Annotated in this window: 29 protein-coding genes; 12 read left to right on the top strand and 17 right to left on the bottom strand. The window is 59.8% G+C overall.

The window, feature by feature from the left end; all coding sequences use genetic code 11:
* Window positions 1-91: 91 nt before the first annotated feature.
* The 10 genes from HCZ23_RS13675 to HCZ23_RS13630 all read right to left on the bottom strand — a co-directional run bounded on the left by HCZ23_RS13675 (window position 92) and on the right by HCZ23_RS13630 (window position 7,561).
* Window positions 92-439, bottom strand: coding sequence for a succinate dehydrogenase (locus HCZ23_RS13675; protein WP_167602303.1), 348 nt, complete (start codon window positions 437-439; stop codon window positions 92-94).
* Window positions 436-1,089 (bottom strand): sulfotransferase, encoded by a 654-nt coding sequence (locus HCZ23_RS13670; protein WP_167602302.1) that lies wholly within the window; start codon window positions 1,087-1,089, stop codon window positions 436-438. The genes HCZ23_RS13675 and HCZ23_RS13670 overlap by 4 nt, the downstream gene beginning before the upstream one ends.
* Entirely contained in the window at window positions 1,086-1,892 is an 807-nt protein-coding gene (locus HCZ23_RS13665; protein WP_167602301.1) for a polysaccharide pyruvyl transferase family protein, read from the bottom strand. The genes HCZ23_RS13670 and HCZ23_RS13665 overlap by 4 nt, the downstream gene beginning before the upstream one ends.
* Before the next feature lie 64 nt (window positions 1,893-1,956).
* Entirely contained in the window at window positions 1,957-3,765 is a 1,809-nt protein-coding gene (gene sdhA / locus HCZ23_RS13660) for a succinate dehydrogenase flavoprotein subunit (RefSeq protein WP_167602300.1), read from the bottom strand.
* A gap of 22 nt (window positions 3,766-3,787) precedes the next feature.
* Window positions 3,788-4,162, bottom strand: a complete 375-nt coding sequence (sdhD, locus tag HCZ23_RS13655; protein ID WP_167602299.1) for a succinate dehydrogenase, hydrophobic membrane anchor protein — start codon at window positions 4,160-4,162, stop codon at window positions 3,788-3,790.
* Between the two features lie 10 nt (window positions 4,163-4,172).
* Window positions 4,173-4,571 carry a succinate dehydrogenase, cytochrome b556 subunit gene (sdhC, locus tag HCZ23_RS13650; protein WP_167602298.1) on the bottom strand — a complete coding sequence of 133 codons (399 nt, stop codon included), beginning with the start codon at window positions 4,569-4,571 and terminating at the stop codon, window positions 4,173-4,175.
* Window positions 4,572-4,872: 301 nt separating this feature from the next.
* Window positions 4,873-5,904, bottom strand: coding sequence for a MaoC family dehydratase (locus HCZ23_RS13645; RefSeq protein WP_167602297.1), 1,032 nt, complete (start codon window positions 5,902-5,904; stop codon window positions 4,873-4,875).
* Between the two features lie 16 nt (window positions 5,905-5,920).
* Complete coding sequence (locus HCZ23_RS13640; protein ID WP_167602296.1) at window positions 5,921-6,124, bottom strand: DUF1737 domain-containing protein; 204 nt, start codon at window positions 6,122-6,124, stop codon at window positions 5,921-5,923.
* An 11-nt stretch (window positions 6,125-6,135) separates the two neighbouring features.
* Entirely contained in the window at window positions 6,136-6,684 is a 549-nt protein-coding gene (locus HCZ23_RS13635) for an NnrU family protein (RefSeq protein ID WP_167602295.1), read from the bottom strand.
* 22 nt (window positions 6,685-6,706) lie between these two features.
* Window positions 6,707-7,561 (bottom strand): CoA ester lyase, encoded by an 855-nt coding sequence (locus tag HCZ23_RS13630; RefSeq protein ID WP_167602294.1) that lies wholly within the window; start codon window positions 7,559-7,561, stop codon window positions 6,707-6,709.
* A gap of 307 nt (window positions 7,562-7,868) precedes the next feature.
* On the opposite strand from HCZ23_RS13630, the gene HCZ23_RS13625 reads away from it, so the two are divergent.
* Window positions 7,869-8,144: a hypothetical protein gene (locus HCZ23_RS13625; protein ID WP_167602553.1), complete on the top strand. Its 276-nt coding sequence runs from the start codon at window positions 7,869-7,871 to the stop codon at window positions 8,142-8,144.
* On the opposite strand, the gene HCZ23_RS13620 is transcribed toward HCZ23_RS13625, so the two are convergent.
* Genes HCZ23_RS13620 through HCZ23_RS13610 form a run of 3 tightly spaced genes read right to left on the bottom strand, consistent with a single transcriptional unit; the run spans window position 8,141 to window position 9,344 of the window.
* Entirely contained in the window at window positions 8,141-8,365 is a 225-nt protein-coding gene (locus HCZ23_RS13620; RefSeq protein WP_167602293.1) for a GNAT family N-acetyltransferase, read from the bottom strand. The two genes, HCZ23_RS13625 and HCZ23_RS13620, sit on opposite strands and share 4 nt — an antisense overlap.
* A complete protein-coding gene (locus HCZ23_RS13615) occupies window positions 8,347-8,595 on the bottom strand; it encodes a hypothetical protein (protein ID WP_167602292.1) in 249 nt (82 codons plus the stop codon). Before HCZ23_RS13615 ends, HCZ23_RS13620 begins: the two co-directional genes overlap by 19 nt.
* On the bottom strand, window positions 8,592-9,344 hold the full coding sequence (locus HCZ23_RS13610) for a sulfite exporter TauE/SafE family protein (RefSeq protein ID WP_175580909.1): 753 nt from the start codon (window positions 9,342-9,344) through the stop codon (window positions 8,592-8,594). The genes HCZ23_RS13615 and HCZ23_RS13610 overlap by 4 nt, the downstream gene beginning before the upstream one ends.
* Window positions 9,345-9,506: 162 nt before the next feature.
* Here HCZ23_RS13610 and mdh point away from each other — a divergent pair, with 162 nt between their 5' ends.
* The 3 genes from mdh (at window position 9,507) to HCZ23_RS13595 (ending at window position 12,570) form a co-directional block, all read left to right on the top strand.
* A complete protein-coding gene (gene mdh / locus HCZ23_RS13605; protein ID WP_167602291.1) occupies window positions 9,507-10,469 on the top strand; it encodes a malate dehydrogenase in 963 nt (320 codons plus the stop codon).
* 134 nt (window positions 10,470-10,603) lie between these two features.
* Window positions 10,604-11,572, top strand: a complete 969-nt coding sequence (locus HCZ23_RS13600) for a glycosyltransferase family 2 protein (RefSeq protein WP_167602290.1) — start codon at window positions 10,604-10,606, stop codon at window positions 11,570-11,572.
* Window positions 11,572-12,570 carry a glycosyltransferase family 2 protein gene (locus HCZ23_RS13595; RefSeq protein WP_167602289.1) on the top strand — a complete coding sequence of 333 codons (999 nt, stop codon included), beginning with the start codon at window positions 11,572-11,574 and terminating at the stop codon, window positions 12,568-12,570. Before HCZ23_RS13600 ends, HCZ23_RS13595 begins: the two co-directional genes overlap by 1 nt.
* A gap of 79 nt (window positions 12,571-12,649) precedes the next feature.
* Here HCZ23_RS13595 and HCZ23_RS13590 read toward each other — a convergent pair whose 3' ends face one another.
* Window positions 12,650-13,315 carry an outer membrane protein gene (locus tag HCZ23_RS13590; protein ID WP_167602288.1) on the bottom strand — a complete coding sequence of 222 codons (666 nt, stop codon included), beginning with the start codon at window positions 13,313-13,315 and terminating at the stop codon, window positions 12,650-12,652.
* A gap of 373 nt (window positions 13,316-13,688) precedes the next feature.
* Between HCZ23_RS13590 and sucC the strand changes: the two genes are divergently transcribed.
* From sucC to HCZ23_RS13550, 8 genes are all read left to right on the top strand, one after another.
* A complete protein-coding gene (gene sucC, locus HCZ23_RS13585; protein WP_167602287.1) occupies window positions 13,689-14,882 on the top strand; it encodes an ADP-forming succinate--CoA ligase subunit beta in 1,194 nt (397 codons plus the stop codon).
* Window positions 14,883-15,482: 600 nt separating this feature from the next.
* Window positions 15,483-16,370, top strand: a complete 888-nt coding sequence (gene sucD, locus HCZ23_RS13580; protein WP_167602286.1) for a succinate--CoA ligase subunit alpha — start codon at window positions 15,483-15,485, stop codon at window positions 16,368-16,370.
* 130 nt (window positions 16,371-16,500) lie between these two features.
* Complete coding sequence (locus HCZ23_RS13575) at window positions 16,501-19,473, top strand: 2-oxoglutarate dehydrogenase E1 component (RefSeq protein ID WP_167602285.1); 2,973 nt, start codon at window positions 16,501-16,503, stop codon at window positions 19,471-19,473.
* A 4-nt stretch (window positions 19,474-19,477) separates the two neighbouring features.
* Window positions 19,478-20,974 carry a 2-oxoglutarate dehydrogenase complex dihydrolipoyllysine-residue succinyltransferase gene (gene odhB / locus HCZ23_RS13570; protein ID WP_167602284.1) on the top strand — a complete coding sequence of 499 codons (1,497 nt, stop codon included), beginning with the start codon at window positions 19,478-19,480 and terminating at the stop codon, window positions 20,972-20,974.
* 77 nt (window positions 20,975-21,051) lie between these two features.
* Entirely contained in the window at window positions 21,052-21,444 is a 393-nt protein-coding gene (locus HCZ23_RS13565) for an MAPEG family protein (protein ID WP_167602283.1), read from the top strand.
* On the top strand, window positions 21,444-21,839 hold the full coding sequence (locus HCZ23_RS13560) for an MAPEG family protein (protein ID WP_167602282.1): 396 nt from the start codon (window positions 21,444-21,446) through the stop codon (window positions 21,837-21,839). The genes HCZ23_RS13565 and HCZ23_RS13560 overlap by 1 nt, the downstream gene beginning before the upstream one ends.
* A 31-nt stretch (window positions 21,840-21,870) precedes the next feature.
* Complete coding sequence (gene lpdA, locus HCZ23_RS13555; protein WP_167602281.1) at window positions 21,871-23,265, top strand: dihydrolipoyl dehydrogenase; 1,395 nt, start codon at window positions 21,871-21,873, stop codon at window positions 23,263-23,265.
* A gap of 70 nt (window positions 23,266-23,335) precedes the next feature.
* Complete coding sequence (locus tag HCZ23_RS13550; RefSeq protein ID WP_167602280.1) at window positions 23,336-23,869, top strand: hypothetical protein; 534 nt, start codon at window positions 23,336-23,338, stop codon at window positions 23,867-23,869.
* A 3-nt stretch (window positions 23,870-23,872) separates the two neighbouring features.
* Here HCZ23_RS13550 and HCZ23_RS13545 read toward each other — a convergent pair whose 3' ends face one another.
* The 3 genes from HCZ23_RS13545 to HCZ23_RS13535 form a co-directional block, all read right to left on the bottom strand.
* Window positions 23,873-24,343, bottom strand: coding sequence for an acyl-CoA thioesterase (locus HCZ23_RS13545; RefSeq protein ID WP_167602279.1), 471 nt, complete (start codon window positions 24,341-24,343; stop codon window positions 23,873-23,875).
* Window positions 24,344-24,827: 484 nt separating this feature from the next.
* Window positions 24,828-25,481, bottom strand: a complete 654-nt coding sequence (locus HCZ23_RS13540; RefSeq protein WP_167602278.1) for a GntR family transcriptional regulator — start codon at window positions 25,479-25,481, stop codon at window positions 24,828-24,830.
* 31 nt (window positions 25,482-25,512) lie between these two features.
* On the bottom strand, window positions 25,513-26,208 hold the full coding sequence (locus tag HCZ23_RS13535) for a M48 family metallopeptidase (RefSeq protein ID WP_167602277.1): 696 nt from the start codon (window positions 26,206-26,208) through the stop codon (window positions 25,513-25,515).
* Window positions 26,209-26,355: the final 147 nt, after the last annotated feature.

The raw sequence follows: 26,355 nt of genomic DNA, 5'->3' as shown, positions 1-26,355 counted from the left end.
AGAGAGTTGTGTTTCATATCTGACTTGGATGCGGCTTGGGCCATCTGGCCTCGGTCTGACATCCGGCGAAAATAATCTGTCATCGCGCCCCCTATCCGCTCGGCACACCCAGAGCACCCTGGGCGATACATCTGAGCGTTTCGGGTTCGCGGGCGATGTCGGTCACGATCTGCACCGTGCTTTGATCGACGCCCACCACCGCCGCCTGAGCGAGCGAGACAAGCTGATCCATCTCTGCATTGTCCATGATGCAGTCGACATAGACATCGGCATTCACGCCGGGGAACTTGTCGTTGATCACGGTTTTGACCACCGATTTGGCCGCCGAGCGCGTGGTGTCCTCGACCAAAGCGGAGGACTCGATGCAGCCGGAGAGAGCCAAAAGCATCATCCCGGCGATCCCCCCTGCGAAAGGCGTTTTGAAACCGAGGCGGATCATCCGAGCGCCTCCTTGTTCGTCTCAGCCCGCAGCGCCCGCGGCTGGGATTTGCGGTTGTAATGGCCCCAAAGCGACGCATCCACTGCGAAATCCGGCGAAAGCCAGTCGGCGATTTTCGACGGCGCATCGCGGTCCAGATCGAATTGCAGGAACCGGGCATCTGCCATCGCGAAATAGCTTTGCACCTCTGCCGTGTGGCGGTCGAACATCTCACCCCAGGCCGCTTTCGCGCCAGCCTCATCAAGGCCCGACATTTTGCAGAACCGTTTGAGGAAGGTGCCATTGGCATGCGCCGCACGCGAGGCGATCCAATCGGATTTATCCCGCGTGTTGAAAAAGAAATAGGCGTCCGGGTAGGCCGCATGGAGGCTGCGGAAAAGCCGCGCGCCGTCGATCATCATTTGACCGTTGAGAAAGGCAATGTCGGAAAAGGCCCGCACGCCCTCAAACCCGTCAAACGGTTTGCGGCCCATCGCCAGATTGCTCACCATCACCTGCGCGACATTGCGGCCCTCCGGCTCCTGCCAATGCAGCGCCGGAATGCCATTGTCTTCCATCAGCCGATGAAAGCTCAGCGTGCCACAGCGGTTGAATCCGATCTGAAGGATCAACGGTCGTGCAGCGCCGGTTTTGTGGTCGATCACACTCATGCCGCCACCTCGGCTTTCGGGGCGGTCTTGGCCTTGAACGCAGCCGGGAAGGCCTCCATCAAGCGCTGCTGCGCCTGACGCACGTTCTCGCCATAGTCGACCTGCGCGATGCCCGCATCTAGCGTCGCTTCGATCTGGCGCACGGAGATTGGCAAGGGCATGACACGCCCGATCCCCGCCGCGTAATCGTAGAATTTCAGCCGCGCAAAGGGGTGGTTGCCATCGGGATCGAGCCAGACATTGGGCACGCCAAAGGCATCCGCGATGATCAGCCCGTGCAGGCTTGAGGAAAACACCACGTCGCAGCCCGCGATCTGGCGCACCACATCGAGGTGGTTCTCGCCGCGCGGATCGATGATCTCGAGCTTATCGCCAAGCCCCGCCAGCGCCGCAGCCGTCTCGTCGGCCTGCGAAATATGGGGAATAACCCCGATCTTGCCGGTTTTCTCGACCGCTCCGCCCAGAACCAGCGGCATCAAAAGCCCCGGATCGCCGAAGACCTCGGTCTTGACCCCAAGAATTTCGCGGGTGATCGGTCCGCGCAACGCCGCGATCTGGATGTGGTCGATGAAATCGGTCGGCAGCGGCTTCATCGCGCCGGTGCCCCAGAGCCAGGGGCTGACCTTATTGCCGCGTTTAAAGCTTTGTCGGGCCGCGTACATGATCGAGCCAACGCCAATCATCTCGGCCTCTTCCGGTCCTGCCCACTCGACTGTCTGGCCGGAAACATAGGCAACGATATCCTTGGAGATGCGATCTCCAAAGTTCGGTTGCGATTTCCACCAAAACAGTTTCAGCGACATCTTGCAGGTCCGGTTGAAAAGGGAGGGCCGCCCCGAAATGCGGGGCGACCATGTTGGTTTTGCCTTAGAAGGTCCGCGCTTTCGGCGCGATCTTGGCGAGGCTGATGCCGCCTTCGGCTTCGGTCGTCAGCGGGTCCTCGATGATCGGACGGTAGCTGAGCTCAACCTCATTGCCTTCGACGCGGGAAATCGTGTGGATGCGCCAATTCGCATCGTCACGCTCCGGGTAATCCTCATGGGCATGCGCACCACGGGATTCCTTGCGCGCCTCTGCACCGTGGATGGTGGCCAAGGCGTTGGGCATCAGGTTGGTGAGCTCCAGCGTTTCCATCAGATCGGAGTTCCACACGAGGCTGCGATCGGTGACAGAGACGTCGCCCATTTTGCCGGCCACAGCGGTCATCTTCTCGACGCCTTCTTTCAGCGTCTTGTCGGTGCGGAACACGGCGGCGTCGGCCTGCATCGTGCGCTGCATCTCGAGACGCAGTTCGGCGGTCGGAATCGCGCCTTTGGCGTAACGGATCGTGTCGAAACGATCAAAGGCCTTTTGCACGGACGCCATGTTCAGCTCCGGGTTCGGCGCCTTCGGATCGACAACCTGTCCGGCGCGGATCGCGGCGGCGCGGCCAAAGACCACGAGGTCGATCAAGGAGTTGGAGCCCAGACGGTTCGCCCCATGCACGGAGGCACAGCCCGCCTCGCCCACGGCCATCAAACCCGGAACGACAGCGGTCGGATTGTCTGCCTGCGGGTTCAGAACTTCGCCGTGATAGTTGGTCGGAATACCGCCCATGTTGTAGTGCACGGTCGGCAGAACCGGGATCGGCTCTTTGGTCACATCCACACCTGCGAAGATTTTCGCGGATTCGGAGATGCCCGGAAGACGTTCCGCCAGAGCCTCGGCCGGAAGGTGGCTGAGGTTCAGGAAAATGTGGTCTTTGTGCTCGCCCACACCGCGACCTTCGCGAATCTCCATCGTCATGGACCGGGACACGTAGTCACGCGGTGCGAGGTCTTTGTAGGTCGGCGCGTAACGCTCCATGAAGCGCTCGCCTTCGGAGTTGGTCAGGTAGCCGCCTTCGCCGCGCGCGCCCTCGGTGATCAGACAGCCAGAGCCGTAGATGCCGGTCGGGTGGAACTGAACGAATTCCATATCCTGAAGCGCGAGACCCGCACGGGCCACCATGCCGCCACCGTCGCCGGTGCAGGTGTGGGCAGACGTCGCGGAGAAGTAAGCGCGGCCATAGCCCCCCGTCGCCAGCACAACCATCTTCGCGGAGAAGAGGTGGAAGGTGCCGTCATCGAGTTTCCAGCAGAGCACGCCCTGACACTGACCGTCGTCGGACATGATCAGGTCGATGGCGAAATATTCGATGTAGAATTCCGCGTTGTTCTTCACGGACTGGCCGTAAAGCGTGTGCAGGATCGCGTGGCCGGTGCGGTCAGCGGCGGCACAGGTGCGCTGCACCGGCGGGCCTTCACCGAATTCGGTGGTGTGACCGCCAAAGGGACGCTGGTAAATCTTGCCTTCTTCGGTGCGCGAGAACGGCACACCGTAGTGTTCCAACTCGTACACCGCCTTGGGCGCTTCACGGGCGAGGTATTCCATCGCGTCGGTGTCGCCAAGCCAGTCGGAGCCCTTGACAGTGTCATACATGTGCCACTGCCAGTTGTCCGGCCCCATGTTCGAAAGAGAGGCCGCGATGCCGCCCTGAGCCGCGACGGTGTGCGAACGGGTCGGGAAGACCTTGGTCACACAGGCCGTGCGCAGACCTTGCTCAGCCATACCGAGCGTCGCACGCAGACCAGAACCACCGGCGCCAACGACGACCACGTCGTATTCGTGGGTTTCATATTCATATGCTGCTGTCATTGTCTTTATTCCTTGCCGCGCATCACTGAATGGCGAGTTTCAAAAGGGCGAAGAGGCCGGCCGCCATCAGCGTGTAGCAAAAGCCCGCCACAGCGATCAGCGTCAGCTTGCGCTTGAGGCCGCCCACGTAATCTTCGACGGCCTCGTCCACTTCGGTCTTGAGGTGGATGATGCCACCCACGAGGCAGAGCGCCGTGATGATCGCCACGAAAGGATTGCCGTAGAAGGCCAGCACGTCTTCAAAAGAATGCCCCACGGCATAGCCGAAGGTGAAGACGAAGAGCGGCACGAGAATGACAAGCGACAGGGACGTCGCGATGGTCAGCCAGTGATGTTGCGCACCGGTATGCCCGGAGCCCAGACCTGTCGCACGTTTGCGGTCAGTGAGAAAGTTCATGGCGATCCCCTCAGAAAATCAGAAACACAAGAGCGGTCAGCACGGTCAGGACGGTCGCCCCGATGAACATGCCCCAGCCCATTTTCTCGGAGGTCTCGACATCCAGGCAGTAGCCGAAGTCCCAGATCACATGACGCACCCGGCCCAGCATGTGGTACCAGATCGCCCAGGCCGCGGCGAGCATCACGATGTTGCCGATCCAGCTGCCGTAGAGACCGTTGAAGAAATTGAAAGCCGTCTCGGAGCTTGCGGCTGCGAGGAACCAGCAGATCGCGAGGAAGACGGAGCCCAGCGATGCAATGCCGGTGATACGGACCATGATCGAGGAGATCGACGTCATTTGCGGTCGATAATAGGGTCCGATCATGAAGGGAGAGAGCGGTCGGTTGCCGCGATTCACATCAGCCATGGTGGCGTCCTTTCACGATTGATGCGTTGAAGTTGCTTTTCGTAATATACGTTTCTGCTCTGGAGTCACCACCTGTGAGCGCTAACAAGGTCGGTTTATCCAGCTTGACGTGCAGGAAAACGCATTCTGTGATCACAAGAAACATTCAGTGATCACAAAATTGGACACGAGACGCTTTCCTAGGGTTTTTATAAGGATTTTCAGAGCTTCAGATTAAGAATTTCACGAAAAAGGGGCCACGCGGTCCTGCGCAGCCCCTTTTTGCGATCACAAATTCAGCCTCGAAAGGCTCACACCAGACTCACTGGGGCACGACGGCCCAGTAATCCAGATCCAACAAGACATCGGGGTGATATTTCCCCTCCTCGGTCTTATAGGCAAACTCCGGTGCGCCATGTTTATAGGCCACGAGCCGCAGCCGCAGCGCCCCGACACCCGGAGCCTCAGTTTCCGCCTTGTCGAGCACCTCGGTATAAGCCCGCACGGTGTCGCCGGTGAAACACGGATTGGCATGCGCACCGCCGTTGAGGCCGACGATCATCTGAGCATTGGCCAAGCCATTGAACGACAAGGCCCGCGCCATGGAAATCACATGCCCGCCATAGATCAAACGCTTGCCGTCCTCGCGATTGGTCGCATCAAAATGCACCTTCGCGGTGTTCTGCCAGAGCCGGGTCGCCATCATGTGCTCGGCTTCCTCGATGGTCACCCCGTCCACATGGTCGATCTTTTCGCCGATCTCATAATCGCCAAACCGATGCGCTTCGCCAGCCAGCGTGAAGTTGTATTTCAGGAAATCCAGCCCCTCCGGAATCACCAGATCCGCAGGCGCCACCACCTTGGTCAGCTCCGGGATCACCGTCTCGGGCGCAGGCGCATCCAGATCGCCTTTGCGCACCATGACCCAGCGGACATATTCCAACACAGGTTCGTCGAATTGATTGAGGCCAGTCGTGCGCACATAGACCACGCCCGATTTGCCATTGGAGTTCTGCTTCAGCCCGATCACCTCGGAGACCGAGCGCAGCGTATCGCCCGGATAGACCGGCTTCAGCCAGCGCCCTTCGGCATAGCCAAGGTTCGCCACCGCGTTGAGCGAAATATCCGGGACGGTTTTGCCAAAGACCACATGAAAGGCGATCAGATCGTCCAGCGGGCTTTTCTCCAACCCGCAGCTTTCGGCAAACTCGTCGGAGGAATACAGCGCATGCCGCGCCGGATAGAGCGCATGATAGAGCGCGCGTTCGCCGCCCGACACGGTGCGCGGCACGGCGTGCTCGATCACCTGCCCGATGTTATAATCCTCGAAAAAACGTCCCGGATTGGTTTTCACCTCAATGGTCCTCCCACTATAGCTGTCCCAGCTTCACCTCGGGCGAATATTCCCCCTCGGCCTCCTTGATCACCGCCTGCGCGCACCGCATCTTTCCTGATGCGGCGTCAAAGGCGTAGCTGGGGTCGCCGTAAAGCGCCCAGCCCTTGTTCAGAGCCTCTGTCACCTTGTGACAAAAGGCCGATGTGTCTTCTTCGGTCAGCAACCTGTAGGCTTTCATCTCTCACTCCATCACATCGGAAACGGGTTATACCCAAGCCAGATATGTACCCCGGCAATCGCGCCGAAGACCACGAGAGAAATCACCACCAGACGGATGTCACCCGCCAGGCTGCCGCCTTTATACCGCTCAGGCGCCGGTTCCGCCCGGTTGATCAATGCCATCTCGACAAGCGCCCAAAGCGTCATGCCACCAAAAAGCACCAGAGAGGCCGCATCCGAATTCACCAAAAGATGCGCCACGCCCCAGACCACGACACTGGTGAGCATCGGATGCCGCATCTTGCCACGCAGGCGGCTTTTGGAATGCCCGAGCGCGAACAAAAACACCGCAATCACCATCAGCGTGTTGTTTACATGGCGCAGATAGGTCGGCAGGGCGTAGAGATCATGCGTCCCGCTCATCCGGTAGCCGACGATCATCAGGATCAGCCCCACCAAAATGCCCAGCGCCGCAAGCCCCTTGCCTTTCTCTCCCATCCCCCCGCGCATCTCCGGCGCCAGTCGTTTGAACAGATGGGCGGCCACCCAGAACAGCAGTCCGAGACTAAGAAGGGTCATGCGTGTACTCCGTATATCGTGTTTATGTCAGGGCCTTGATCGCCTCCGCTTTCGCAAGCATCGCCCGTGCCGTCACGATATGGAGGTTTTCGACGATTTTTCCATCGACAACTGCAACACCCTGACCATTTGCCTCAGCCTCCTCGAAGGCCGCGATCTGACGTTCGGCCAGATCGATCTCCGCCTCGCTTGGTGCGAAGGCCGTGTTGGCGATCTCCAATTGCGCCGGGTGAATGAGCGTCTTGCCGTCAAACCCCATGTCACGCCCCTGCTCGCATTCGGCCTTGAGACCTTCGTCATCCTTGAAGGCATTATAGACCCCATCGAGGCAAATCACCCCATAGGCGCGCGCCGCGATCAGGCACATGTGCAAGCCCCCCATCATCGGCAAACGGTCAGCCCGGAACCGCGTGTTCAGCTCCTTCGCCAGATCGTTCGTGCCCATGACGAACCCCGCCATGCGCGGGTGTGCGGCGATCTCTGCGGCGTTCAGCATCCCCTTCGGCGTCTCCATCATCGCCCAGAGCGGCACATCGGGAATGGCCTGTGCCAGCTCCTCGACCATCGCCGCACTTTCGACTTTCGGCAGGAGAATCCCGTCAATATCAGCACCAACAAAAGCCGCTACATCGTCGCGCCCCCATTCGGTGTCAAAGCCGTTGACCCGCACGATCTTGGCCCGATTGCCGTAGCCGCCCTGCGCCAACGTCTCTTTCAACAGGCCGCGCGCCTTGACTTTTTCATCGGGCGACACGGCGTCCTCAAGATCGAACAGGATCGCGTCACAGGCCAGCCCCTTGGCCTTTTCCAGCGCACGTTCTTTCGAACCTGGGATATAGAGAGCCGAGCGATAGGGACGGTTGGCGACTTGGGTCATTTGATTCTTTTCCTCCGCAATATTATTGCGCAAGAGGCCACACAAACGCACCAATTCGCAAGGGTAAATTTTCCGCAGCGCAGAATTTCCCTGCGTTGCAGAAAGAAAACCCCAAGCGCAGCGCGCTACGGTAACCGCTTTTTTAACCCTTTTTCGGCAGGCTGAGATCCATACCGGCACGTTAGAAAAAGGGACAGCCCAGCACCGGACACCCGCGCACCAAATCTTTCAGACAGGTCGCGCCGAAACAGAAAAGGACAAGACGATGACGACACGGATTGCCACTCTGACCGGAGCCGCGCTGCTCATGGCCACAACGATCGTAGCCGCCCCGGCATCCGCGCAACAAAACTGCGCCCAGCGCGACCAGATTCTGGATCGGCTCACAAGCAAGTATGGCGAAAGCCGCCAATCCATCGGCCTTGCGCCCAATTCCGGCGTGGTCGAGGTCTTTGCCTCTGACGAGACCGGCACCTGGACGATTCTCGTGACCAACCCCAACGGCATCACCTGTTTGATCGCCTCCGGTCAGGCCTTTGAAACCCTCGCCGAAGTGGCCGTGGCCAAGGGCGACGACGCCTAAGTGGCTTTGCGCGGCGGCGTGCGGCGGCGGATCATCGCGACCTTTTCTTCGCCGTCATAGCCAATGGCCTCATAAAATCCGCGCGCGCCATAGTCGCGCCCGGTCAACAGCATGATTTTATAGCCCTGCGCGGCCCAGACCACCTCCTCGATATGGCGCATCACCGCGCGTGACAGCCCCTGGCCCCGATGCTTGGACAGGGTCACCACATTCTCGACCAAGGCATAGGGCGCCCGCCATATGTCATGTTTTCCAAAAGATGCACCGTCGCCATGGACACGGCTTTGCCCTCTTTCTCCGCGATGAAAACCGTCGTGCCCGATTGCGCCAAAACCTTGGCAAACTGCGCCGCATCCGCTACGGCAACCTCACCGACCAGAGCCTTGTAAAGTGCATGGCAGGCGTCGAAATCACCGGCTGTTGCGGGGCGAATGCAAATACTGTCCGTCACACCAAAACCTCCCAGATCAATTTGCTGCCGGTGATGACAAGAAACACATAGGCCAGTCCGAAGAACAGTTTTTCCGGCACTTTGTGATGCATCCAGACCCCGAAGAGCACGCCCAAAACGGCTGCCGGGATCAGGGTCAGATCGGCAATCAGGGTCTCTTTCGAGAAAATGCCGACAAAGGCATAGGGCACGACTTTCATCGCATTCACCGCCCAAAAAGTCAGCACGCTGGACGCCTGATAGGTGGTTTTATCCATGCGTTTCGACAGCATGTAGACGGCGGCAGGCGGACCGCCGGCGTGGGAAATGAAACTGGTCAGTCCCGTCACCGCACCCCAAAACAGCCCGGCTCCCGTACCGAGTTCACGTTTCGGCGGCCTGATCCAACTCCGCGCTTTCGCCACTTGCCAGAGCACGAATCCAATCGCGACGAGGCCGATCAAAAGCTTGAACAGGGCGGGATCGGCCACGCCATAGAGCAGCGTTCCGATCACAATTCCGGGAATGGCGCCGAGGATAAGAACACCCGCCACACGCAGATCCCATTTGCGCCAAAACAACCTGACGGCGGTCACATCCATCACCATCAACAGCGGCAACATCAGCCCGACCGCCTGCCCCGGCGTGAGAATCAAGGCCAGAAAAGGCGTGGCAGCAAAGGCCGCAGCGGAGCCGAAACCGCCCTTGGACATGCCCGCAAAAATCACCGCTGGCACGGCGAAAAGGTAGAAATTGAGATCGAGCGTCATCAGCACAGCCTTTGGGCAACGAGAGGTTTTTCCCTGAAAATATCGAGGGGTTAGCGCCACCAGACCCGACAGCCACGTCGCGGCAGCGCAGCACAGACTTGCACGAAAGCCAGCAAAGGGCTACCCATGCGCCAATCTCACAAACAGATTGGAGACAAACTCATGGCCCGACCCAAGATTGCCCTCATCGGCTCCGGCAATATCGGCGGCACGCTTGCCCACCTCGCAGCCCTCAAAGAACTCGGCGACATCGTCCTCTTTGACATCGCCGAAGGCCTGCCCGAAGGCAAAGCGCTCGACATCGCTGAATCCGGCCCGTCCGAAGGCTTCGACGCCACCATGTCCGGCACCCAGTCCTATGAGGACATCGCAGGCGCAGACGTCTGCATCGTGACCGCCGGTGTGGCACGCAAACCGGGCATGTCCCGCGACGATCTTCTGGGCATCAACCTCAAGGTCATGAAATCCGTCGGCGAAGGCATTGCCAAACACGCCCCCGACGCCTTTGTCATCTGCATCACCAACCCGCTCGACGCGATGGTCTGGGCTTTGCAGAAATTCTCCGGTCTTCCGGCGAACAAGGTCTGCGGCATGGCTGGCGTGCTCGACTCGGCGCGTTTCCGTCATTTCCTCTCCGTCGAATTCGGTGTCTCCATGAAAGACGTCACCGCTTTCGTTCTGGGCGGTCACGGCGACACCATGGTGCCCTCCGTGCGCTACTCCACCGTTGCCGGTATCCCGCTCCCCGACCTGATCGAAATGGGCTGGACCACGCAAGAGAAACTGGACGCTATCGTCCAGCGCACCCGTGACGGCGGCGCCGAAATCGTTGGCCTGTTGAAAACCGGCTCCGCCTTCTACGCCCCGGCGACCTCCGCCATCGAGATGGCCGAAGCCTACCTCAAAGACCAGAAGCGCGTGCTGCCCTGTGCCGCATATTGCAACGGCGAGATTGGCGTCTCCGACATGTATGTGGGCGTGCCCACAGTGATCGGCGCTGGCGGCATCGAGAAAGTCATCGACATCAAGCTGACCAAAGAAGAGCAAGTGATGTTCGACAAATCCGTCGACGCCGTGAAAGGCCTGATGGACGCGTGTAAAGGCATCGACGGCTCGCTCGCCTGAGACGCCTGATCTCGAAAGAGAGCCTCAATTCGAAAGCCCGCGGACACACTCCGCGGGCTTTTTCGTGTTTCAAGGGACCTCAGCCCCTGCTAACCTGACGCAACCCCTTCAAAGCCGAGACAGAGCATTTCATTTTGACCTCTCCCGATCCCCAAACCTCGCCCGCCCGCCGCGTCCTGTTTTCCGCGCAAAAGAACGAGGGGCCGTTTCTTTTGGAGTGGATCGCCTATCACAAGATCATCGGGTTTACGGAGATTTTCATCACCTCTAACGATTGTGACGATGGCTCCGACACGCTGCTCGACGCGCTCGATGCGGCGGGCGAAATTACCCATGTGAAACAGATCGTCCCAGAGGGCATTCCGCCGCAAACCCATGCCGCGCGTCTTGCGAAAGACAGCGGCTTTTTCCGGGACGGCGATTGGGTGATGTGGCTCGACGCGGACGAATTTCTGCTGCCCGCCCAAGGCGGAACGGTGGAGCACATCATCGCGGCGGCCGAGGCGGCAAAGGCCTCCTCCGTCTCCATCGCCTGGCGCTTCATGGGCGACAGCGGGCATACGCATTGGCCCGGACGGCATATTTCCACCGCCTTCACCGGTGCCGCGCCCGTGTGGAAAGGCAAATCGACACAGGTCAAAACCCTGTTCCGGTGGTCCGACGCCATCGAGGCGCTGGACATCCACCGCCCTATTTTGGCGCCTGACGTAACGCCGGAAAATTTCCGGGCACTCAACTCCGCAGGCACCGACATGGAGCCCCGGTTTTTCGACCGTACCAAACGCGTGCCCTTCAACCGGATCAATGTCGAAAAACAGCCCTATAAGCTCGGACGCGTGCTGCATTTCTCGATCCGCACGCCGGATATGTTTGCCCTCAAACGCCAGCGCGGCGACGGCTATTTTGCCAATCCGCAAGAGGTGCAGCGGGATGAAGACTTCTACGCGGCCAAGAATTTCAACGCGCGCGAAGAGACCGGTCACCACCAACACGAGGCAGCCGTGACCCAAGAGATGGCGCGCCTTTTGCAAGACCCGAACACTGCCCGCGCCGCCGAAGCCGTCGCCGAAACACTTGCGGCCAAACTGGGACAGATCGCCTGATGGCGGGGGGCGCTCCCACTTGGGCCGTGGCCGCTTTGGGGGATGAACCCGCGCCTTTGATCGCGGCCTTTGCCCGGCACCACAGGGCCATCGGCGCCTCCGAAGTGCACGTATTTCTCGACCGTCCGAACCCCGAGGTGGTGCGACTGATCGGGGATCGGGACGGGATTTTCATCACGACCTGCGATCAGGCACATTGGGACCGCGTCAACCAGGGCCGCCGCCCGGAGCGCCACACCGGACGGCAGAAATTCGTCTCGACCAGCGTTTATCAAAGCACGACCTGCGACTGGGTTTTGCATTGCGACGTCGATGAATTCATCTCCGACGGCGCCGCACTTTCCAAAGCGTTGGTCAAAGCGGATCGCAGCAAAGGCCTCGTCATCCGCAATGCCGAGCGCGCCTACCTGCCCGGCTCTCCCGGCGAGATGCTGTTCGAGGGCGGATTTCGACACCCAATCGTCTTGGCGCCGGAGGATATACAGGCGCTCTACGGTCGGTTCGGCAAGTTCCTTTCTCAAGGGCTCACCGGGCATCACACCGGCAAAACCATCGTGCCGACAGGACAGAAATGGGAGATGGGGGTGCATCACCCCAAAGCGCTCGGGACTGGCCCGAAACCTCTCCTGACGTCAACAAACAGACGTCTTTTGCTGCATTTCGACGGGCTCACGCCGCTGCACTATGCAATCAAGCTGCTCAAGAAATCCTTCGAAAATTATTCCGGTCCGAAACGTAAAATCGGCGAGGCGCGCGAAGCACAATACCGCTTTACCCGTAACCACGCCGATCGCCCGCGCGAGATCCTGCGGCTTGTGGAGGGGGTGCAATCGCTCGATGCGCGTCAAGCGGAAAGCCTCTTGGCGCTCGACCGATTGCACCTCGATCCCTTTATGCCCAAAGACTGCGACGATCTGGACCTGACACGCGCCACCTTCGATGCACTTTTGCGGGAGAGGGACGGCGAAATTCTGGCCAAGGCCGGGCTTGAGATGTGAAAAGGCCAGGCACGAAAAAGCCAGGCACGAAAAAGCCGGACACGGGGGCCCGGCTTTTCTATCGCGTTCCGGCGATGGATCAGAACTTGTAAGTCACACCAAAGTTCAGCGCATTGGTGATGATGTCGCTCTCAAGATTGCCACCGCCATCGAGATCGACGTCAAGCTGGCTGTAGGTGCCTTTGTACTCGGTGAAGAGATCCCAACGGTCGTTCAGCTCATAGCTGGCGCCCAGAACAAGCGCGATGCTCGGCCCCGCGAGTTGATATTCGAAGGTCGAGTTCGACGAATAGGGCGTCTCCACCTCGACATGCGGCACCACGACCCCTGCGGAGACGCTCGCATAGGGCGTGAAATTGTTCCACAGACCCGGCCAGCGCCAGATCGGGCCCACGGTGAAATTGTTCAAACCGTCCGTGAACTCAAGCGTCGAAAACCCGCTGTCGGCCAGGGTCTCATCATTGGCGTAAACCTTGGTGTGGTTGAAATCCGCGATCCAGCCGAAATTGTCCCGCACCCACCAGGTGCCGCGAATGCCGTAGTAGGGCGGCATTGCTGTGCTTTCGCCGTCCCAGCCCGCGTTGAAATCGAAATCGGTCCCGCCATCGGTGCCAGACACGTCGCTATGCGGCGCGGTTTGGTAGCCACCGTAGACAGAGAGGCTGAATTCGCCGGCTTGCGCCGCCACGGGCATGGCCAGAGCAGCGACGAGCGCCAGAGTGGCTTTTGATCCGATTACTTTCATGATTTATCCCCGAAATGTCAGTGGGTGAGTCTTTGTCCTTCGATACGCAATCTGCGCCCGACAGGCAAGGAAAGCGACCTGTGCGCAGCCGCGCGAAAGCGTCGCGCCCAGTGAGAGAGAGGGTCATGTTAGCGTTTAACACCTCCGCCTCTCTTGGGCGCGCCTCTCTAAAAGCCTCAAATACGGTTAAAATTTGGTGGTCGATTCGAAAAACGAATTGGAATATGTTTTTTGTGATCACACGAAACTTTCCTGTGATCACAAATCGCCAAAACACGAGCGTTTTACCGCCAACAGGCCAAAAAACCATTTCTTATGCCCCGCAGCCAATGGCATATACGAAGGCAATCGAACCAGGGAGAGGACATCTCTAATGAATATCCACGAGTATCAGGCGAAAGCCCTTCTCAAGGAATACGGCGCGCCGGTTTCGGACGGTCGTGTCGTTCTCAATGCAGCCGATGCGAAAACCGCAGCCGGTGAGCTTGACGGCCCGCTGTGGGTCGTGAAAGCCCAGATCCACGCAGGTGGTCGCGGCAAAGGCTCCTTCAAGGAAGCCGGCGCTGGCGAAAAAGGCGGCGTGCGTCTCGCGAAATCCGTCGAGGAAGCCGCACAGGAAGCCAACGCCATGCTCGGCCACACGCTGGTCACGCACCAGACCGGCCCGGCTGGCAAGCAAGTGAACCGCATCTACATCGAAGATGGGTCCGACATCGAAAAAGAGCTTTACCTCGCTCTGCTCGTCGACCGTCAATCCTCCCGCGTGTCCATCGTAGCCTCGACTGAGGGCGGCATGGACATCGAGGAAGTGGCCGACAAGACGCCCGAGAAAATCCTCTCCTTCTCCATCGACCCGGCCACCGGCCTTCAGGGCTTCCACGGCCGCCGCGTCGCATTCGCTCTGGGCCTCGAAGGCAAGCAGGTCAAACAGTGCGCCGCGCTGATTTCCAACCTCTATCGTCTGTTCATCGACAAAGACATGGAGATGCTCGAAATCAACCCGCTGATCGTGACCGACACCGGCGATCTGAAATGTCTCGACTGTAAAGCCGGCTTTGACGGCAACGCGCTTTACCGCCACGCCGACATCGTTGGCCTACGCGACGAGACCGAAGAAGATCCGAAAGAACTGGCCGCTTCCCAGCACGACCTGAACTACATCGCGCTTGACGGTGAGATCGGCTGCATGGTGAACGGTGCGGGTCTTGCCATGGCCACCATGGACATCATCAAACTCTACGGCGCAGAGCCTGCCAACTTCCTCGACGTGGGCGGCGGTGCGACCAAGGAGAAAGTGACCGAAGCCTTCAAAATCATCACCTCCGATGAGAACGTTAAAGGTATCCTCGTGAACATCTTCGGCGGCATCATGCGCTGTGACATCATCGCCGAAGGCGTGATCGCGGCGGTGAAAGAGGTCGGCCTGCAGGTTCCGCTCGTTGTGCGTCTCGAAGGCACCAACGTGGAGCTCGGCAAAGAGATCATCAACACTTCCGGCCTCGATGTCATCGCGGCGGACGATCTCAAAGACGGCGCCCAGAAAATCGTTAAAGCGGTCAAAGGGTAACCTGATGCGTTTGACTGGTGTTCTTGTAGCTTGTTCTATGTTGGCCCTCACCGCGTGCCAATCGACAACACAACCAGCTGTTAGCGCCCCTGCTTCGGCACAGTCCGAGACGGGGAACAAGCAGCAGCTTGTCGAAAGTCACGTCGTAGATGGCATTGGAGCATGTGCCGATCTTCTTCAGAACGGCACACCGCTTGCCTCACTCGAGACTGATGGCTTCCAAAAAACGGCACTTGGCGCTTGGCGTTACAGTACTGGCGGTCTTTTCGGGAACCCCGTGAATGTCAATGGGAAGCAAGGGAATGCGTGCTACGTATCCCATCTCGGCGGCATTAGCGGAGTTCAGCGAGCTTTGAGCTTAACCTCTCAGGCGCTTAAAGCAAAAGGCTACACGCAAGAGACAAGAACACTCGGGGGCGGCTCCTCCAGAACGTATTTTGTGAAATCCGGCACTTCGCTCAGAGCACGCGCGGGTTTCCAGATCGTGGGTGGGAATGGCACTATCACTGTCCGCCTCGAGAAAGAGTAGTTCACGCAGAGCATCCAGGTCTGCTTAGAGAAATCGCGGTTCGTCCGCACCGACATTAAAGGAGATGCCACATGGCAATTCTCGTAGATGAAAACACCAAGGTGATCTGTCAGGGCTTCACCGGCTCGCAAGGCACCTTCCACTCTGAACAAGCCATCGCTTATGGCACCAAAATGGTTGGCGGCGTGACGCCGGGCAAAGGGGGTTCGACCCACCTCGACCTGCCGGTCTTCAACTCCGTGCACGAAGCCAAGCACGTCACCGAAGCCAATGCGTCCGTGATCTACGTGCCGCCGCCGTTTGCAGCGGACTCGATCCTTGAGGCGATTGATGCCGAGATGGAACTGATCATCTGCATCACCGAGGGCATTCCGGTGCTCGACATGATGAAGGTGAAGCGCGCGCTGGTCGACAGCTCCTCGCGCCTGATCGGCCCGAACTGCCCGGGTGTCATCACGCCGGACGCCTGCAAAATCGGCATCATGCCGGGTCACATCCACAAGCGTGGCTCCGTGGGCGTCGTAAGCCGTTCCGGCACGCTGACCTATGAGGCTGTGAAACAGACGTCTGACTTGGGCCTTGGCCAGTCCACCGCTGTGGGCATCGGCGGCGACCCGATCAAAGGCACCGAGCACATCGACGTGCTCGACATGTTCCTCGATGACCCGGAAACCACCTCCATCATCATGATCGGTGAAATCGGGGGCTCCGCCGAAGAAGAAGCCGCCGAATTCCTCGCCGAGCAGAAGAAAAAAGGCCGCTGGAAACCGACCGCTGGCTTCATCGCAGGCCGCACCGCCCCTCCGGGCCGCCGCATGGGCCACGCAGGCGCCATCGTCGCCGGTGGGAAAGGCGACGCGGAGAGCAAGATCGAAGCAATGAAATCCGCAGGCATCATCGTGGCCGACAGCCCGGCCACGCTGGGTGAGGCCGTGCAGGAAGCCATTGCCAAAGGCTAAGGCCCGCGCGTGAAACGCATTTGACAAAATTCGCCTGCGCCCTTTGTAAAGAAAGGCGCAGGCGCACCCACAAAAGGCAACGCGATCCTGCCCTCGAAACGGAAACGCACCCCAGATCAAGGTCACACCGATGAACGACCAGAGCCCCAACGACATCTTCCATGCCTCCTCCTTTATGCAGGGGCACAATGCGGAATACCTCGAACAGGTCTACGCCCAGTACACCCAGGACCCCAGTTCCGTGGACGCCTCCTGGGCCGAGTTTTTCCAATCTCTCGGAGATGCGGCAACAGATGTCACCGCCGAAGCGGCAGGCCCGTCCTGGGCACGCATGGACTGGCCGCCGGTGCCGAATGACGAGCTGACCCACGCTCTGGACGGTCAATGGGCCGAACCCGCCGCGGCCGCCAACGCCGCCGGCAAAAAGATCAAAGAGAAAGCCGCTGAAAAAGGCGTCGCTGTCTCTGAAGACCAGATCAAACGCGCCGTGCTCGACAGCATCCGCGCGATCATGATCATCCGCGCCTACCGTATTCGGGGCCACCTCATCGCCGATCTCGACCCGCTCAAGATGCGCGACCAGGAACCGCACCCGGAGCTCGATCCGCGCTCTTACGGCTTCACCGAGAGCGATATGGATCGCCCGATCTTCATCGACAACGTGTTGGGCCTTCAGCACGCCTCGATGCGCCAGATCATCGACGTGTTGAAACGCACCTACTGCGGCACCTTCGCGCTGCAATACATGCATATTTCCGACCCGGAGCAAGCCGGGTGGCTCAAGGAGCGGATCGAAGGTCTGGGCAAGGAAATCCAGTTCACCAAGAACGGTCGTCGCGCCATTCTGAACAAACTGGTTGAGGCCGAGGGTTTTGAGAAATTCCTCCATGTGAAATACATGGGCACCAAACGCTTCGGCCTTGATGGCGGCGAAAGCCTCATCCCGGCGATGGAACAGATCATCAAACGCGGTGGCAACCTCGGCGCGAAAGAGGTCGTGATCGGCATGCCGCACCGCGGGCGTCTGTCCGTTTTGGCCAATGTGATGTCGAAACCCTACCGCGCGATTTTCAACGAATTCCAGGGCGGCTCGTTCAAGCCCGAGGACGTGGATGGTTCCGGCGACGTGAAATATCACCTCGGCGCCTCCTCCGACCGTGAGTTCGATGGCAACAAAGTCCACCTCAGCTTGACCGCCAACCCCTCGCACCTCGAGGCGGTAAACCCGGTTGTCCTTGGCAAATGTCGCGCCAAGACCGACCAGAACAACGACCCGACCCGCAGTTCCGTCATCCCCGTGCTTTTGCACGGTGACGCGGCCTTTGCGGGTCAGGGTGTCGTGGCGGAATGTTTCGGCCTCTCCGGTCTGCGCGGTCACCGCACCGGCGGCACGATCCACATCGTGGTGAACAACCAGATCGGTTTCACCACCGCGCCGCATTTTTCGCGTTCTTCGCCCTACCCGACCGACATCGCGCTCATGGTGGAGGCCCCGATTTTCCACGTCAACGGCGACGACCCGGAGGCCGTGGTGCACGCCGCCAAAGTGGCCACCGAGTTCCGTCAGAAGTTCCACAAGGACGTGGTCATCGACATCTTCTGCTACCGCCGCTTCGGTCACAACGAAGGCGATGAGCCGATGTTCACCAACCCGCAGATGTACACCAACATCAAGCGGCACAAGACCACATTGCAGCTCTACACCGAGCGCCTCGTGGCCGATGGTCTCATCCCCGAGGGCGAGATCGAGGACATGAAAGCGGCCTTCCAGTCGCTCTTGAACGACGAGTTCGAGGCCGGAAAGACCTTTAAACCGAACAAGGCCGATTGGCTCGACGGGCGTTGGTCGCACATCAACAAAGAGGGCGACGAGTATCAGCGCGGTCAGACCTGGATCTCCGAAGACACCATGGCGCAAATCGGCCGTTCGCTGACGCAGGCGCCCGAGGGCTTTAACCTGCACAAAACCGTGGGTCGTCAATTGGACGCCAAGGCGAAGATGTTCGAAGAGGGCAAAGGCTTTGACTGGGCGACCGGCGAAGCGCTGGCCTTCGGCTCGCTTCTGACCGAGGGCTACCCGGTGCGTCTGGCCGGTCAGGACTCCACACGCGGCACTTTCTCGCAGCGTCACTCCGGCCTGATCGACCAGGCTTCCGAGGATCGCTACTACCCGCTCAATCACATCCGTGAGGGTCAGGCGCATTACGAGGTCATCGACTCGATGCTCTCTGAGTACGCCGTGCTCGGGTTCGAGTATGGCTACTCGCTGGCCGAACCGAACGCGCTGACGCTTTGGGAAGCCCAGTTCGGCGACTTCGCCAACGGCGCGCAGATCATGTTCGACCAGTTCATCTCTTCGGGTGAATCGAAATGGCTGCGGATGTCCGGTCTCGTGATGCTTTTGCCGCATGGCTATGAGGGTCAGGGCCCGGAGCACTCCTCCGCCCGTCTCGAACGCTTCCTGCAGATGTGCGGTCAGGACAACTGGATCGTGGCGAACTGTTCGACGCCTGCGAACTACTTCCACATCCTGCGTCGCCAGTTGCACCGCTCCTACCGCAAACCTCTGGTGCTGATGACGCCGAAATCGCTTCTGCGTCATAAACTCGCGACCTCCGTGGCCTCTGACTTCACCGACGGCTCGTCTTTCCACCGCGTGCTTTGGGACGATGCCGACGCCAACAACGGCACCGCCAAGTCCGACATCAAACTGAAAGCGGACAAGGACATCAAGCGCGTCGTGATCTGTTCCGGCAAGGTCTACTACGACCTGCTGGAGGCCCGCGACGCCGCTGGCAAGGACGACACCTACATCCTGCGTCTCGAACAGTTCTACCCGTTCCCGGCGCTGTCGATGGTCAAGGAGCTTGAACGCTTCAAAAACGCCGAGATCGTCTGGTGTCAGGAAGAGCCCAAGAACCAGGGCGCCTGGACCTTTGTCGAGCCCAACATCGAATGGGTGCTCAGCCGCATCAAAGCCAAGCACACGCGTCCGGTCTACGCCGGTCGCGCCGCCTCCGCCTCGCCCGCCACGGGTCTGGCCTCGCAACACAAAGCACAACAGCAAGCGCTCGTGAACGATGCGCTCAATATCGAAGGGTAATCCTATGTCCGTTGAAGTCCGCGTCCCGACCCTGGGTGAATCCGTGACCGAAGCCACCGTTGCCACCTGGTTCAAGAAACCGGGTGACACCGTGGCGGTCGATGAAATGCTCTGCGAGCTGGAAACCGACAAGGTGACCGTCGAAGTGCCCTCCCCCGCCGCTGGCGTGCTGGGTGAAATCGTCGCCGCCGAGGGCGAAACCGTCGGCGTTGACGCGCTCCTGGCGACGCTCTCCGAAGAAGGCAACGCCGGCCCCGAAGAGGTCGCGCCCCGTCACCATTCCGAAATGGTCGAAGACAAACCCGCCGCCTCCGGTGGCTCCGTCGACATCATGGTGCCGACCCTTGGCGAATCCGTGACCGAGGCCACTGTGGCCACCTGGTTCAAAGCCGTGGGTGACAGCTTTGAGGCCGATGAGATGCTCTGTGAGCTGGAAACCGACAAGGTCTCCGTCGAAGTGCCGGCCCCGGCTGCGGGCACCCTGACCGCCATCGTCGCAAACGAAGGCGACACGGTGGCTGCTGGTGGCAAACTGGCCGAGATGTCCTCGGGCGCTGGTGGCGCAGCTGCGAAACCTGCGGCGGCTCCGGCCTCCGCGCCTGCCGCTTCCGGCAAAGACGTCGAGAATGCGCCGTCGGCCAACAAGCTGATGGCCGAAAAAGGCGTCGATCCGTCCTCTGTGTCTGGTTCGGGCAAAGATGGCCGCATCATGAAAGAAGACGTGCTGAACGCGCTGAACAAACCGGCGGCTGCACCTGCTCCGGCGGCTGCACCTGCTGCTCCGCGTCCGGCCGAAGACGCCGCCCGCGAAGAGCGCGTGAAAATGACCAAACTGCGTCAGACCATCGCGCGTCGTCTCAAAGAGTCGCAAAACACCGCCGCCATGCTCACCACCTATAACGAGGTGGACATGACCGAGGTGATGGCTCTGCGCAAAGAGTACAAAGACCTGTTCGAGAAGAAACACGGCGTGCGCCTCGGCTTCATGTCCTTCTTCACCAAGGCCTGCTGCCACGCGCTCAAAGAAGTGCCGGAAGTAAACGCCGAGATCGACGGCACCGATGTGGTCTACAAGAACTACGTCAACATGGGCGTCGCTGCGGGCACCCCGCAGGGCCTCGTCGTGCCGGTGATCCGCGATGCCGACATCATGTCCTTTGCCGAGATCGAAAAAGCCATCTCGGAAAAAGGCAAACGTGCGCGTGACGGCAAACTGTCCATGGCGGAAATGCAGGGCGGCACCTTCACCATCTCCAACGGTGGTGTCTACGGCTCCTTGATGTCCTCGCCCATCCTGAACCCCCCGCAGTCCGGTATCCTCGGCATGCATAAAATTCAGGACCGTCCGATGGTCATCAACGGCGAGATCAAAATCCGCCCGATGATGTATCTCGCCCTGTCCTACGACCACCGGATCGTGGACGGCAAAGGCGCCGTGACCTTCCTCGTGCGCGTTAAAGAAGCGCTTGAAGACCCGCGTCGTCTGTTGATGGATCTGTAAAACAAAGTTGGGGCGGGACTTTTCCCGCCCCGCCTCTATCTGACCGGACAGATCGACATCCGGAAAGGTCTCACGCAATGACACCCGAACTCGCCGCTCTCGCCGCCACCGCCCTTGTCCACGTCGCCGCCGTGATGTGGTCGCAAAGGTCTTTGCAAGACGACGTCGGCAAAGAGGGCAATGTCGGCCCACGTGACAATCTTGAGAGCAAACTTTCCGATCACACGAAACGCCTGCGCCGCGCGCTCGGAAACCATATCGAGAACATCGGATTGTTCATCATCGCCGTGGTGCTGGTGTCTTTCACCGAGAGCAATTCGGTCTTCACCGCGCTCTGCGCCTGGCTCTTCGTCATCGCCCGCGCGCTCTACCTTCCGGCCTATGCGTTTGGCTGGGTGCCGTGGCGGTCGGTGATCTTCACGGCAGGCTTTCTGGCCACATTTGCCATGATCATTGCGAGTTTCTTCTGATGACCCCCCTCCTCACCCTCCTCGCCCTCGCAGGCCTCTTGCACATCGCGCAATTCGTGGTGGCCTCTTATATGGCGAATGTCGATCTGGGGCCGGGCTACACCACAAGCCCCCGCGACCGCGCGCCCAGCCGCGAGATGCGCAAGACCACGGCGCGGATGCTGCGCGCCTATGACAATCACATTCAGATGTTCCCCTTCTTCGCTGCGGGCGTATTCCTGATCCACCTCACGGATCAGTCGAGCGCCGTCACCCTCGGCGCGGGCGTGGTCTATCTGATCGCACGGGTGCTCTATGTGCCCGCCTATGCTTTCGGCTGGCAGCCGTGGCGGTCCTATATCTGGATGATCGCCTTGCTCTGCTGTGCCATTCTGTTCATCGCCGCGCTGATCTGAGCGGCTCGAAAATCTGACCAAGGAGAAGACCATGGCATCCTACGACGTGATCATCATCGGCGCTGGCCCCGGCGGCTACGTGTCCGCCATTCGCTGCGCCCAACTGGGCCTCAAGACCGCCGTGGTCGAGGGCCGCGAGACGCTGGGCGGCACCTGCCTCAACGTCGGCTGTATCCCGTCGAAAGCGCTGTTGAACGCGACGCACCACCTGCATGAGGCGGAGCACAATTTCGCCGCCATGGGTCTCAAGGGCAAAAGCCCGTCGGTCGATTGGGCACAGATGAAATCCTACAAGGATGACGTCGTGGGCCAGAACACCGGCGGCATCGAATTCCTGTTCAAAAAGAACAAGATCGACTGGCTCAAAGGCTATGGCTCCATCCCGGAAAAGGGCAAGGTCAAAGTTGGCGATGAGGTCCATGAGGCCAAGAACATCGTGATCGCGTCCGGTTCCGTGCCGACGTCTTTGCCGGGTGTCGAGGTGAACAACGAGGGCGGCGTGGTGGTCGACAGCACCGGCGCGCTTGAACTGCCGAAAGTGCCGAAGAAGATGGTCGTGATCGGCGCGGGCGTGATCGGTCTGGAGCTTGGATCTGTGTATGCCCGTCTCGGCGCCGAGGTGACCGTGGTGGAATTCATGGATTTCATCACCCCCGGCATGGACGCCGACGTGCAGCGCACCTTCAAAAAGCTGTTGGAGAAACAAGGCCTCAACTTCGTTCTGGGCGCCGCCGTGCAAAACGTAGACGCTTCGAAAACCAAGGCGAAGGTCAACTACAAGCTCAAGAAAGACGACAGCGAGCATACGCTCGACGCCGACGTCGTTCTGGTGGCCACGGGCCGCAAACCCTACACCGACGGGCTTGGCCTCTCTGAGCTGGGTGTCGAAATGACCGAGCGCGGCCAGATCAAAACCGACGCGCATTGGGCGACCAATGTTCCGGGCATCTACGCCATCGGCGACGCCATCGTCGGGCCAATGCTCGCCCACAAAGCCGAGGACGAAGGCATGGCCGTCGCCGAGGTTCTGGCCGGCAAACATGGCCATGTGAACTACGACGTGATCCCGGGCGTGATCTACACCTCGCCCGAAGTCGCCACCGTCGGCAAGACCGAAGCGCAACTGAAAGAAGAAGGCCGCAAAGTGAAAGTCGGCAAGTTCTCCTTCATGGGCAACGCGCGCGCCAAGGCCGTGTTCCAGGGCGACGGCTTCGTGAAACTCATCGCGGATGCGGAAACCGATCGCCTCTTGGGGGCTGCGATCATCGGCCCGGCGGCTGGCGACATGATCCACGAGATCTGTGTGGCGATGGAATACGGCGGCTCGGCGCAGGACATCGCCCTTACCTGTCACGCCCACCCGACCTACTCGGAAGCCGTGCGCGAGGCCGCTCTGGCCTGTGGCGACGGTCCGATCCACGCTTGATATCCAAGCCCATAGAATACAGTCTCAGGGCGGCCTTAGGGTCGCCCTTTTTGGTTTTGAGACATTTTGCATGACAATCAAACCGTTTCCCTTCGTGGGCATTCTCATATCCGGGTTGTGCCTGGGGGCCGCAGGATCGGAAATCGTCGAGCGTCGCGTGCCGATGTCAGATAGGTTTCTGGATTTCTTTGAGTCCTATTGCCTCAAACCGCTCAAGACCGGGACATTCCCCGATCTCACCCATTTGGTGCGCGTGCAAATCACATCGGAAGATGTAGATTTTCTACATCCTCGCGACGGCTTTTCCCTCAGCTATACATCGGGCTCTTGCTACGTGTCCGATGAACTTGGGCACTTCAACCTTGAAAGAGATCGGGCACAACTCGAGTCCTCTCTGGAGGAGTTAAGAGATACTTACACCCCCGACTTACCGCGCGATCACAGCCTCGAGCCCGAGTGGTCTATCGGATGGATGGAAGGACCAACCGGTGATCCGAGGCGTTGGGGAATTTTCATGATGTTTGGCGCAGGGTTTTCTCAGCCGCTCTTGTCCATCACCTACCCCGAAGAGGGGCCGAAACCTCCAACAGAGTTTGCCCCCTGAGCGTCACCCCTTGGCCGCTTCTTCCAGCCGCTTGGCATGCTCGATACGCAATTCCCTGCGCAGCTCAGCGGCGCGCCAGCGTTGTTTGTCCGTTTCCGTCTCTGGCGTAAATTGCGGCACGGTCACGGATTTGCCCGTATCATCTACGGCAACCATGGTGAAATAGCAGGAATTGGTGTGGCGCACGGTCTGGGTGCGGATGTTTTCCGCCTCGACCCGAATGCCGATCTCCATCGAGGTGCGGCCGACGTAATTCACCGTCGCGCGGCAATGCAGCAACTCGCCCACATGGATCGGCTGTTTGAACATCACCTGATCGACCGACAGCGTCACGGCATATTGCCCCGAGTAGCGCGAAGCACAGGAAAAGGCCACAAGATCGAGTAGACGCAAGAGCGCGCCGCCATGCACCTTGCCCGAAAAATTCGCCAGATCCGGCGTCATCATTTCGGTCATTTCCAGATAACGTGCCATGCTTATTGCCCCTCTCATTGCCCCTGCGCCACTCTGTCTCACCCAAAAGACTCTGCGGCGCAGAAAAGGTCAAGCCACGGAGCGGAGTCTTGATTGGGAAAGGCTTGATTGGGAGAGGAAGGTGAGAAGGGACCGCCAAAATGCGATCCCTTCTCGTCCGACCCGTCATCGGGGGGGGGTGATAAGGGCCGGAAACTGTCAGGGCTGAATAGCCCCCATGGTCAAACAAAGGCCAATGGAAAAAAAACATATCGGCGGAAAGCCTCTTATAGGGCCCTCCAACGATTGGCGCGCGCCAAAAGTACCGAAGGCCTCCTCTTCGGAGATGTCTGTCGTGTTCTGGATATGGCGTCGGTGTCCCTGTGCTTTGGGCATGTCCCAACCAGTTGTTGTGCGTTTCAAGGCTTTGAACGCGATGTTCCGCAGCTTCCGTCGCTGAAATTCAATTTTTGAAAAATTTTAATAAAATTAGGGATCAGCCGTCTCACACCGCCAGCATCCGCAGCCCCTGCGTCACATCAGAGCGCACCGCAAGCCGCAGCCCAGGCTCATCCCCCGCCCGCAGCGCCGCGACGATCAAGCGATGGTTATGCGGCACCTCGGTCCGGTTGAGCCGCGCATAGAGCGCCCGCATCGTCGGCCCGAGCTGAAGCCAGACAGTTTCCGTCAGCGCCAGCATCGCAGGCGCCTGCGCGCGCAAATAGAGCGTGCGGTGGAACTCGAGATTGGCGCGGATGTAACCCACGTCGTCATGTTTCGCGACCATTTCGGCAATCGTGCCATTGATGGTCTGAAGCCGGTCAATCAGCGCCATATGCGCCCGCGGCAGCGCGCGAGAGGCCAGTTCCGGCTCAATCAGCGCCCGGATCGAGGCCAGTTCTTCCAAACGCTCGTTTGACAGCTCCGGCGTGCTCACCCGACCCGAAGCCGAAAGGTTCAGCCCCCCATCCGCCACCAGCCGCCGCACCGCCTCACGCGAGGGCGTCATGGAGACATCGAACATCTTGCCGATGCCGCGCAGGGTCAGCGCCTGACCGGGCAGGAATTCGCCATGCATGATCCGCGTGCGCAGAGCGCGGTAGACGCGATCATGCGCGACGGTCGGGGTCTCGGTTGGGCGGATCGTGGGCGTAATCATGCGCGCAAATGTGATCACAAAGCCAGGAATGTCAATCCGTCTCGAACCGCCAGGCGTGTAGCTTTTCACCCTCTGTATGCAACCAGCGGCGATGCGCGGCATGATCGGGACAGACCCGCGCAACATGGGCCCAGAAGCGATCCGAATGGTTCATCTCCAACCGATGCGCCACCTCATGGGCGGCGACATAGTCGAGCACCGCCGCAGGCGCCATCACCAGACGCCAGGAATACATGAGATTGCCCGCCGAGGTGCAGGACCCCCAACGCGAGCGCGGATCGCGCAGGGTGATCCGGCCGTAATCGGTTTTCAGAATGGCTGCGTAACGATCCGAAGCCTCGCGAAGCCGCATCTGGGCTTCGAGTTTCAGAAAAGCTTTGACCTTTGCGGCAACACGCGCTGGCTCACCGGGCACCTCAAGACACCCGTCTTTCAACAGGGCACGCCGCCCCAGTCCCGGCACGATCTCCACCTCGCGTCCCAGAAACGGCACAGAGGCACCGAAAACGGCCGCCTGCTCCGGCGCCCGCGTGCCGAGATGTTTGCGAATCCAGTCTTCCTTTTCGCGCAAGAACGCCAAGGCCTCACGCTCCGGCAACCGCGCGGGCATCGACAGGGTCACTCGGCCATCGAGACGCGACACCCGCAGAGACAGCCGCTTTGCCCGGCTCGAGCGCCGCAAAGTCACACCCACCGGCGGATTTCCGTCGAGAATAATGTCGCCCATACTTGCCTCTCTGGTCCACTCTCCCCACATATCGTGGCGAAGGAGCCGAGGCCACGCTCTTTACCATTTTTTGAGGGAAAAGCCTTTGACAGCTCCCTTGCGATATGGCATGGCCCGCAGGTCTCCACATATGGATCAGATTAAACG

Source organism: Celeribacter sp. HF31 (genome assembly GCF_011806455.1).
Classification (GTDB): Bacteria; Pseudomonadota; Alphaproteobacteria; order Rhodobacterales; family Rhodobacteraceae; genus Celeribacter.
The sequence above is the reverse complement of the archived record's forward strand: the minus strand, read 5'-3'. Positions and strand labels throughout refer to the sequence as shown.

Bases quoted from the DNA above. Each gene is read 5' to 3' on its own strand.
- HCZ23_RS13675 (WP_167602303.1), bottom strand. From the start codon at position 439: ATGATCCGCCTCGGTTTCAAAACGCCTTTCGCAGGGGGGATCGCCGGG.
- HCZ23_RS13670 (WP_167602302.1), bottom strand. From the start codon at position 1,089: ATGAGTGTGATCGACCACAAAACCGGCGCTGCACGACCGTTGATCCTT.
- HCZ23_RS13665 (WP_167602301.1), bottom strand. From the start codon at position 1,892: ATGTCGCTGAAACTGTTTTGGTGGAAATCGCAACCGAACTTTGGAGAT.
- sdhA (WP_167602300.1), bottom strand. From the start codon at position 3,765: ATGACAGCAGCATATGAATATGAAACCCACGAATACGACGTGGTCGTC.
- sdhD (WP_167602299.1), bottom strand. From the start codon at position 4,162: ATGAACTTTCTCACTGACCGCAAACGTGCGACAGGTCTGGGCTCCGGG.
- sdhC (WP_167602298.1), bottom strand. From the start codon at position 4,571: ATGGCTGATGTGAATCGCGGCAACCGACCGCTCTCTCCCTTCATGATC.
- HCZ23_RS13640 (WP_167602296.1), bottom strand. From the start codon at position 6,124: ATGAAAGCCTACAGGTTGCTGACCGAAGAAGACACATCGGCCTTTTGT.
- HCZ23_RS13635 (WP_167602295.1), bottom strand. From the start codon at position 6,684: ATGACCCTTCTTAGTCTCGGACTGCTGTTCTGGGTGGCCGCCCATCTG.
- HCZ23_RS13630 (WP_167602294.1), bottom strand. From the start codon at position 7,561: ATGACCCAAGTCGCCAACCGTCCCTATCGCTCGGCTCTCTATATCCCA.
- HCZ23_RS13625 (WP_167602553.1), top strand. From the start codon at position 7,869: ATGGCCACAACGATCGTAGCCGCCCCGGCATCCGCGCAACAAAACTGC.
- HCZ23_RS13610 (WP_175580909.1), bottom strand. From the start codon at position 9,344: ATGACGCTCGATCTCAATTTCTACCTTTTCGCCGTGCCAGCGGTGATT.
- mdh (WP_167602291.1), top strand. From the start codon at position 9,507: ATGGCCCGACCCAAGATTGCCCTCATCGGCTCCGGCAATATCGGCGGC.
- HCZ23_RS13595 (WP_167602289.1), top strand. From the start codon at position 11,572: ATGGCGGGGGGCGCTCCCACTTGGGCCGTGGCCGCTTTGGGGGATGAA.
- HCZ23_RS13590 (WP_167602288.1), bottom strand. From the start codon at position 13,315: ATGAAAGTAATCGGATCAAAAGCCACTCTGGCGCTCGTCGCTGCTCTG.
- sucC (WP_167602287.1), top strand. From the start codon at position 13,689: ATGAATATCCACGAGTATCAGGCGAAAGCCCTTCTCAAGGAATACGGC.
- sucD (WP_167602286.1), top strand. From the start codon at position 15,483: ATGGCAATTCTCGTAGATGAAAACACCAAGGTGATCTGTCAGGGCTTC.
- HCZ23_RS13575 (WP_167602285.1), top strand. From the start codon at position 16,501: ATGAACGACCAGAGCCCCAACGACATCTTCCATGCCTCCTCCTTTATG.
- odhB (WP_167602284.1), top strand. From the start codon at position 19,478: ATGTCCGTTGAAGTCCGCGTCCCGACCCTGGGTGAATCCGTGACCGAA.
- HCZ23_RS13565 (WP_167602283.1), top strand. From the start codon at position 21,052: ATGACACCCGAACTCGCCGCTCTCGCCGCCACCGCCCTTGTCCACGTC.
- HCZ23_RS13560 (WP_167602282.1), top strand. From the start codon at position 21,444: ATGACCCCCCTCCTCACCCTCCTCGCCCTCGCAGGCCTCTTGCACATC.
- lpdA (WP_167602281.1), top strand. From the start codon at position 21,871: ATGGCATCCTACGACGTGATCATCATCGGCGCTGGCCCCGGCGGCTAC.
- HCZ23_RS13550 (WP_167602280.1), top strand. From the start codon at position 23,336: ATGACAATCAAACCGTTTCCCTTCGTGGGCATTCTCATATCCGGGTTG.
- HCZ23_RS13545 (WP_167602279.1), bottom strand. From the start codon at position 24,343: ATGGCACGTTATCTGGAAATGACCGAAATGATGACGCCGGATCTGGCG.
- HCZ23_RS13540 (WP_167602278.1), bottom strand. From the start codon at position 25,481: ATGATTACGCCCACGATCCGCCCAACCGAGACCCCGACCGTCGCGCAT.
- HCZ23_RS13535 (WP_167602277.1), bottom strand. From the start codon at position 26,208: ATGGGCGACATTATTCTCGACGGAAATCCGCCGGTGGGTGTGACTTTG.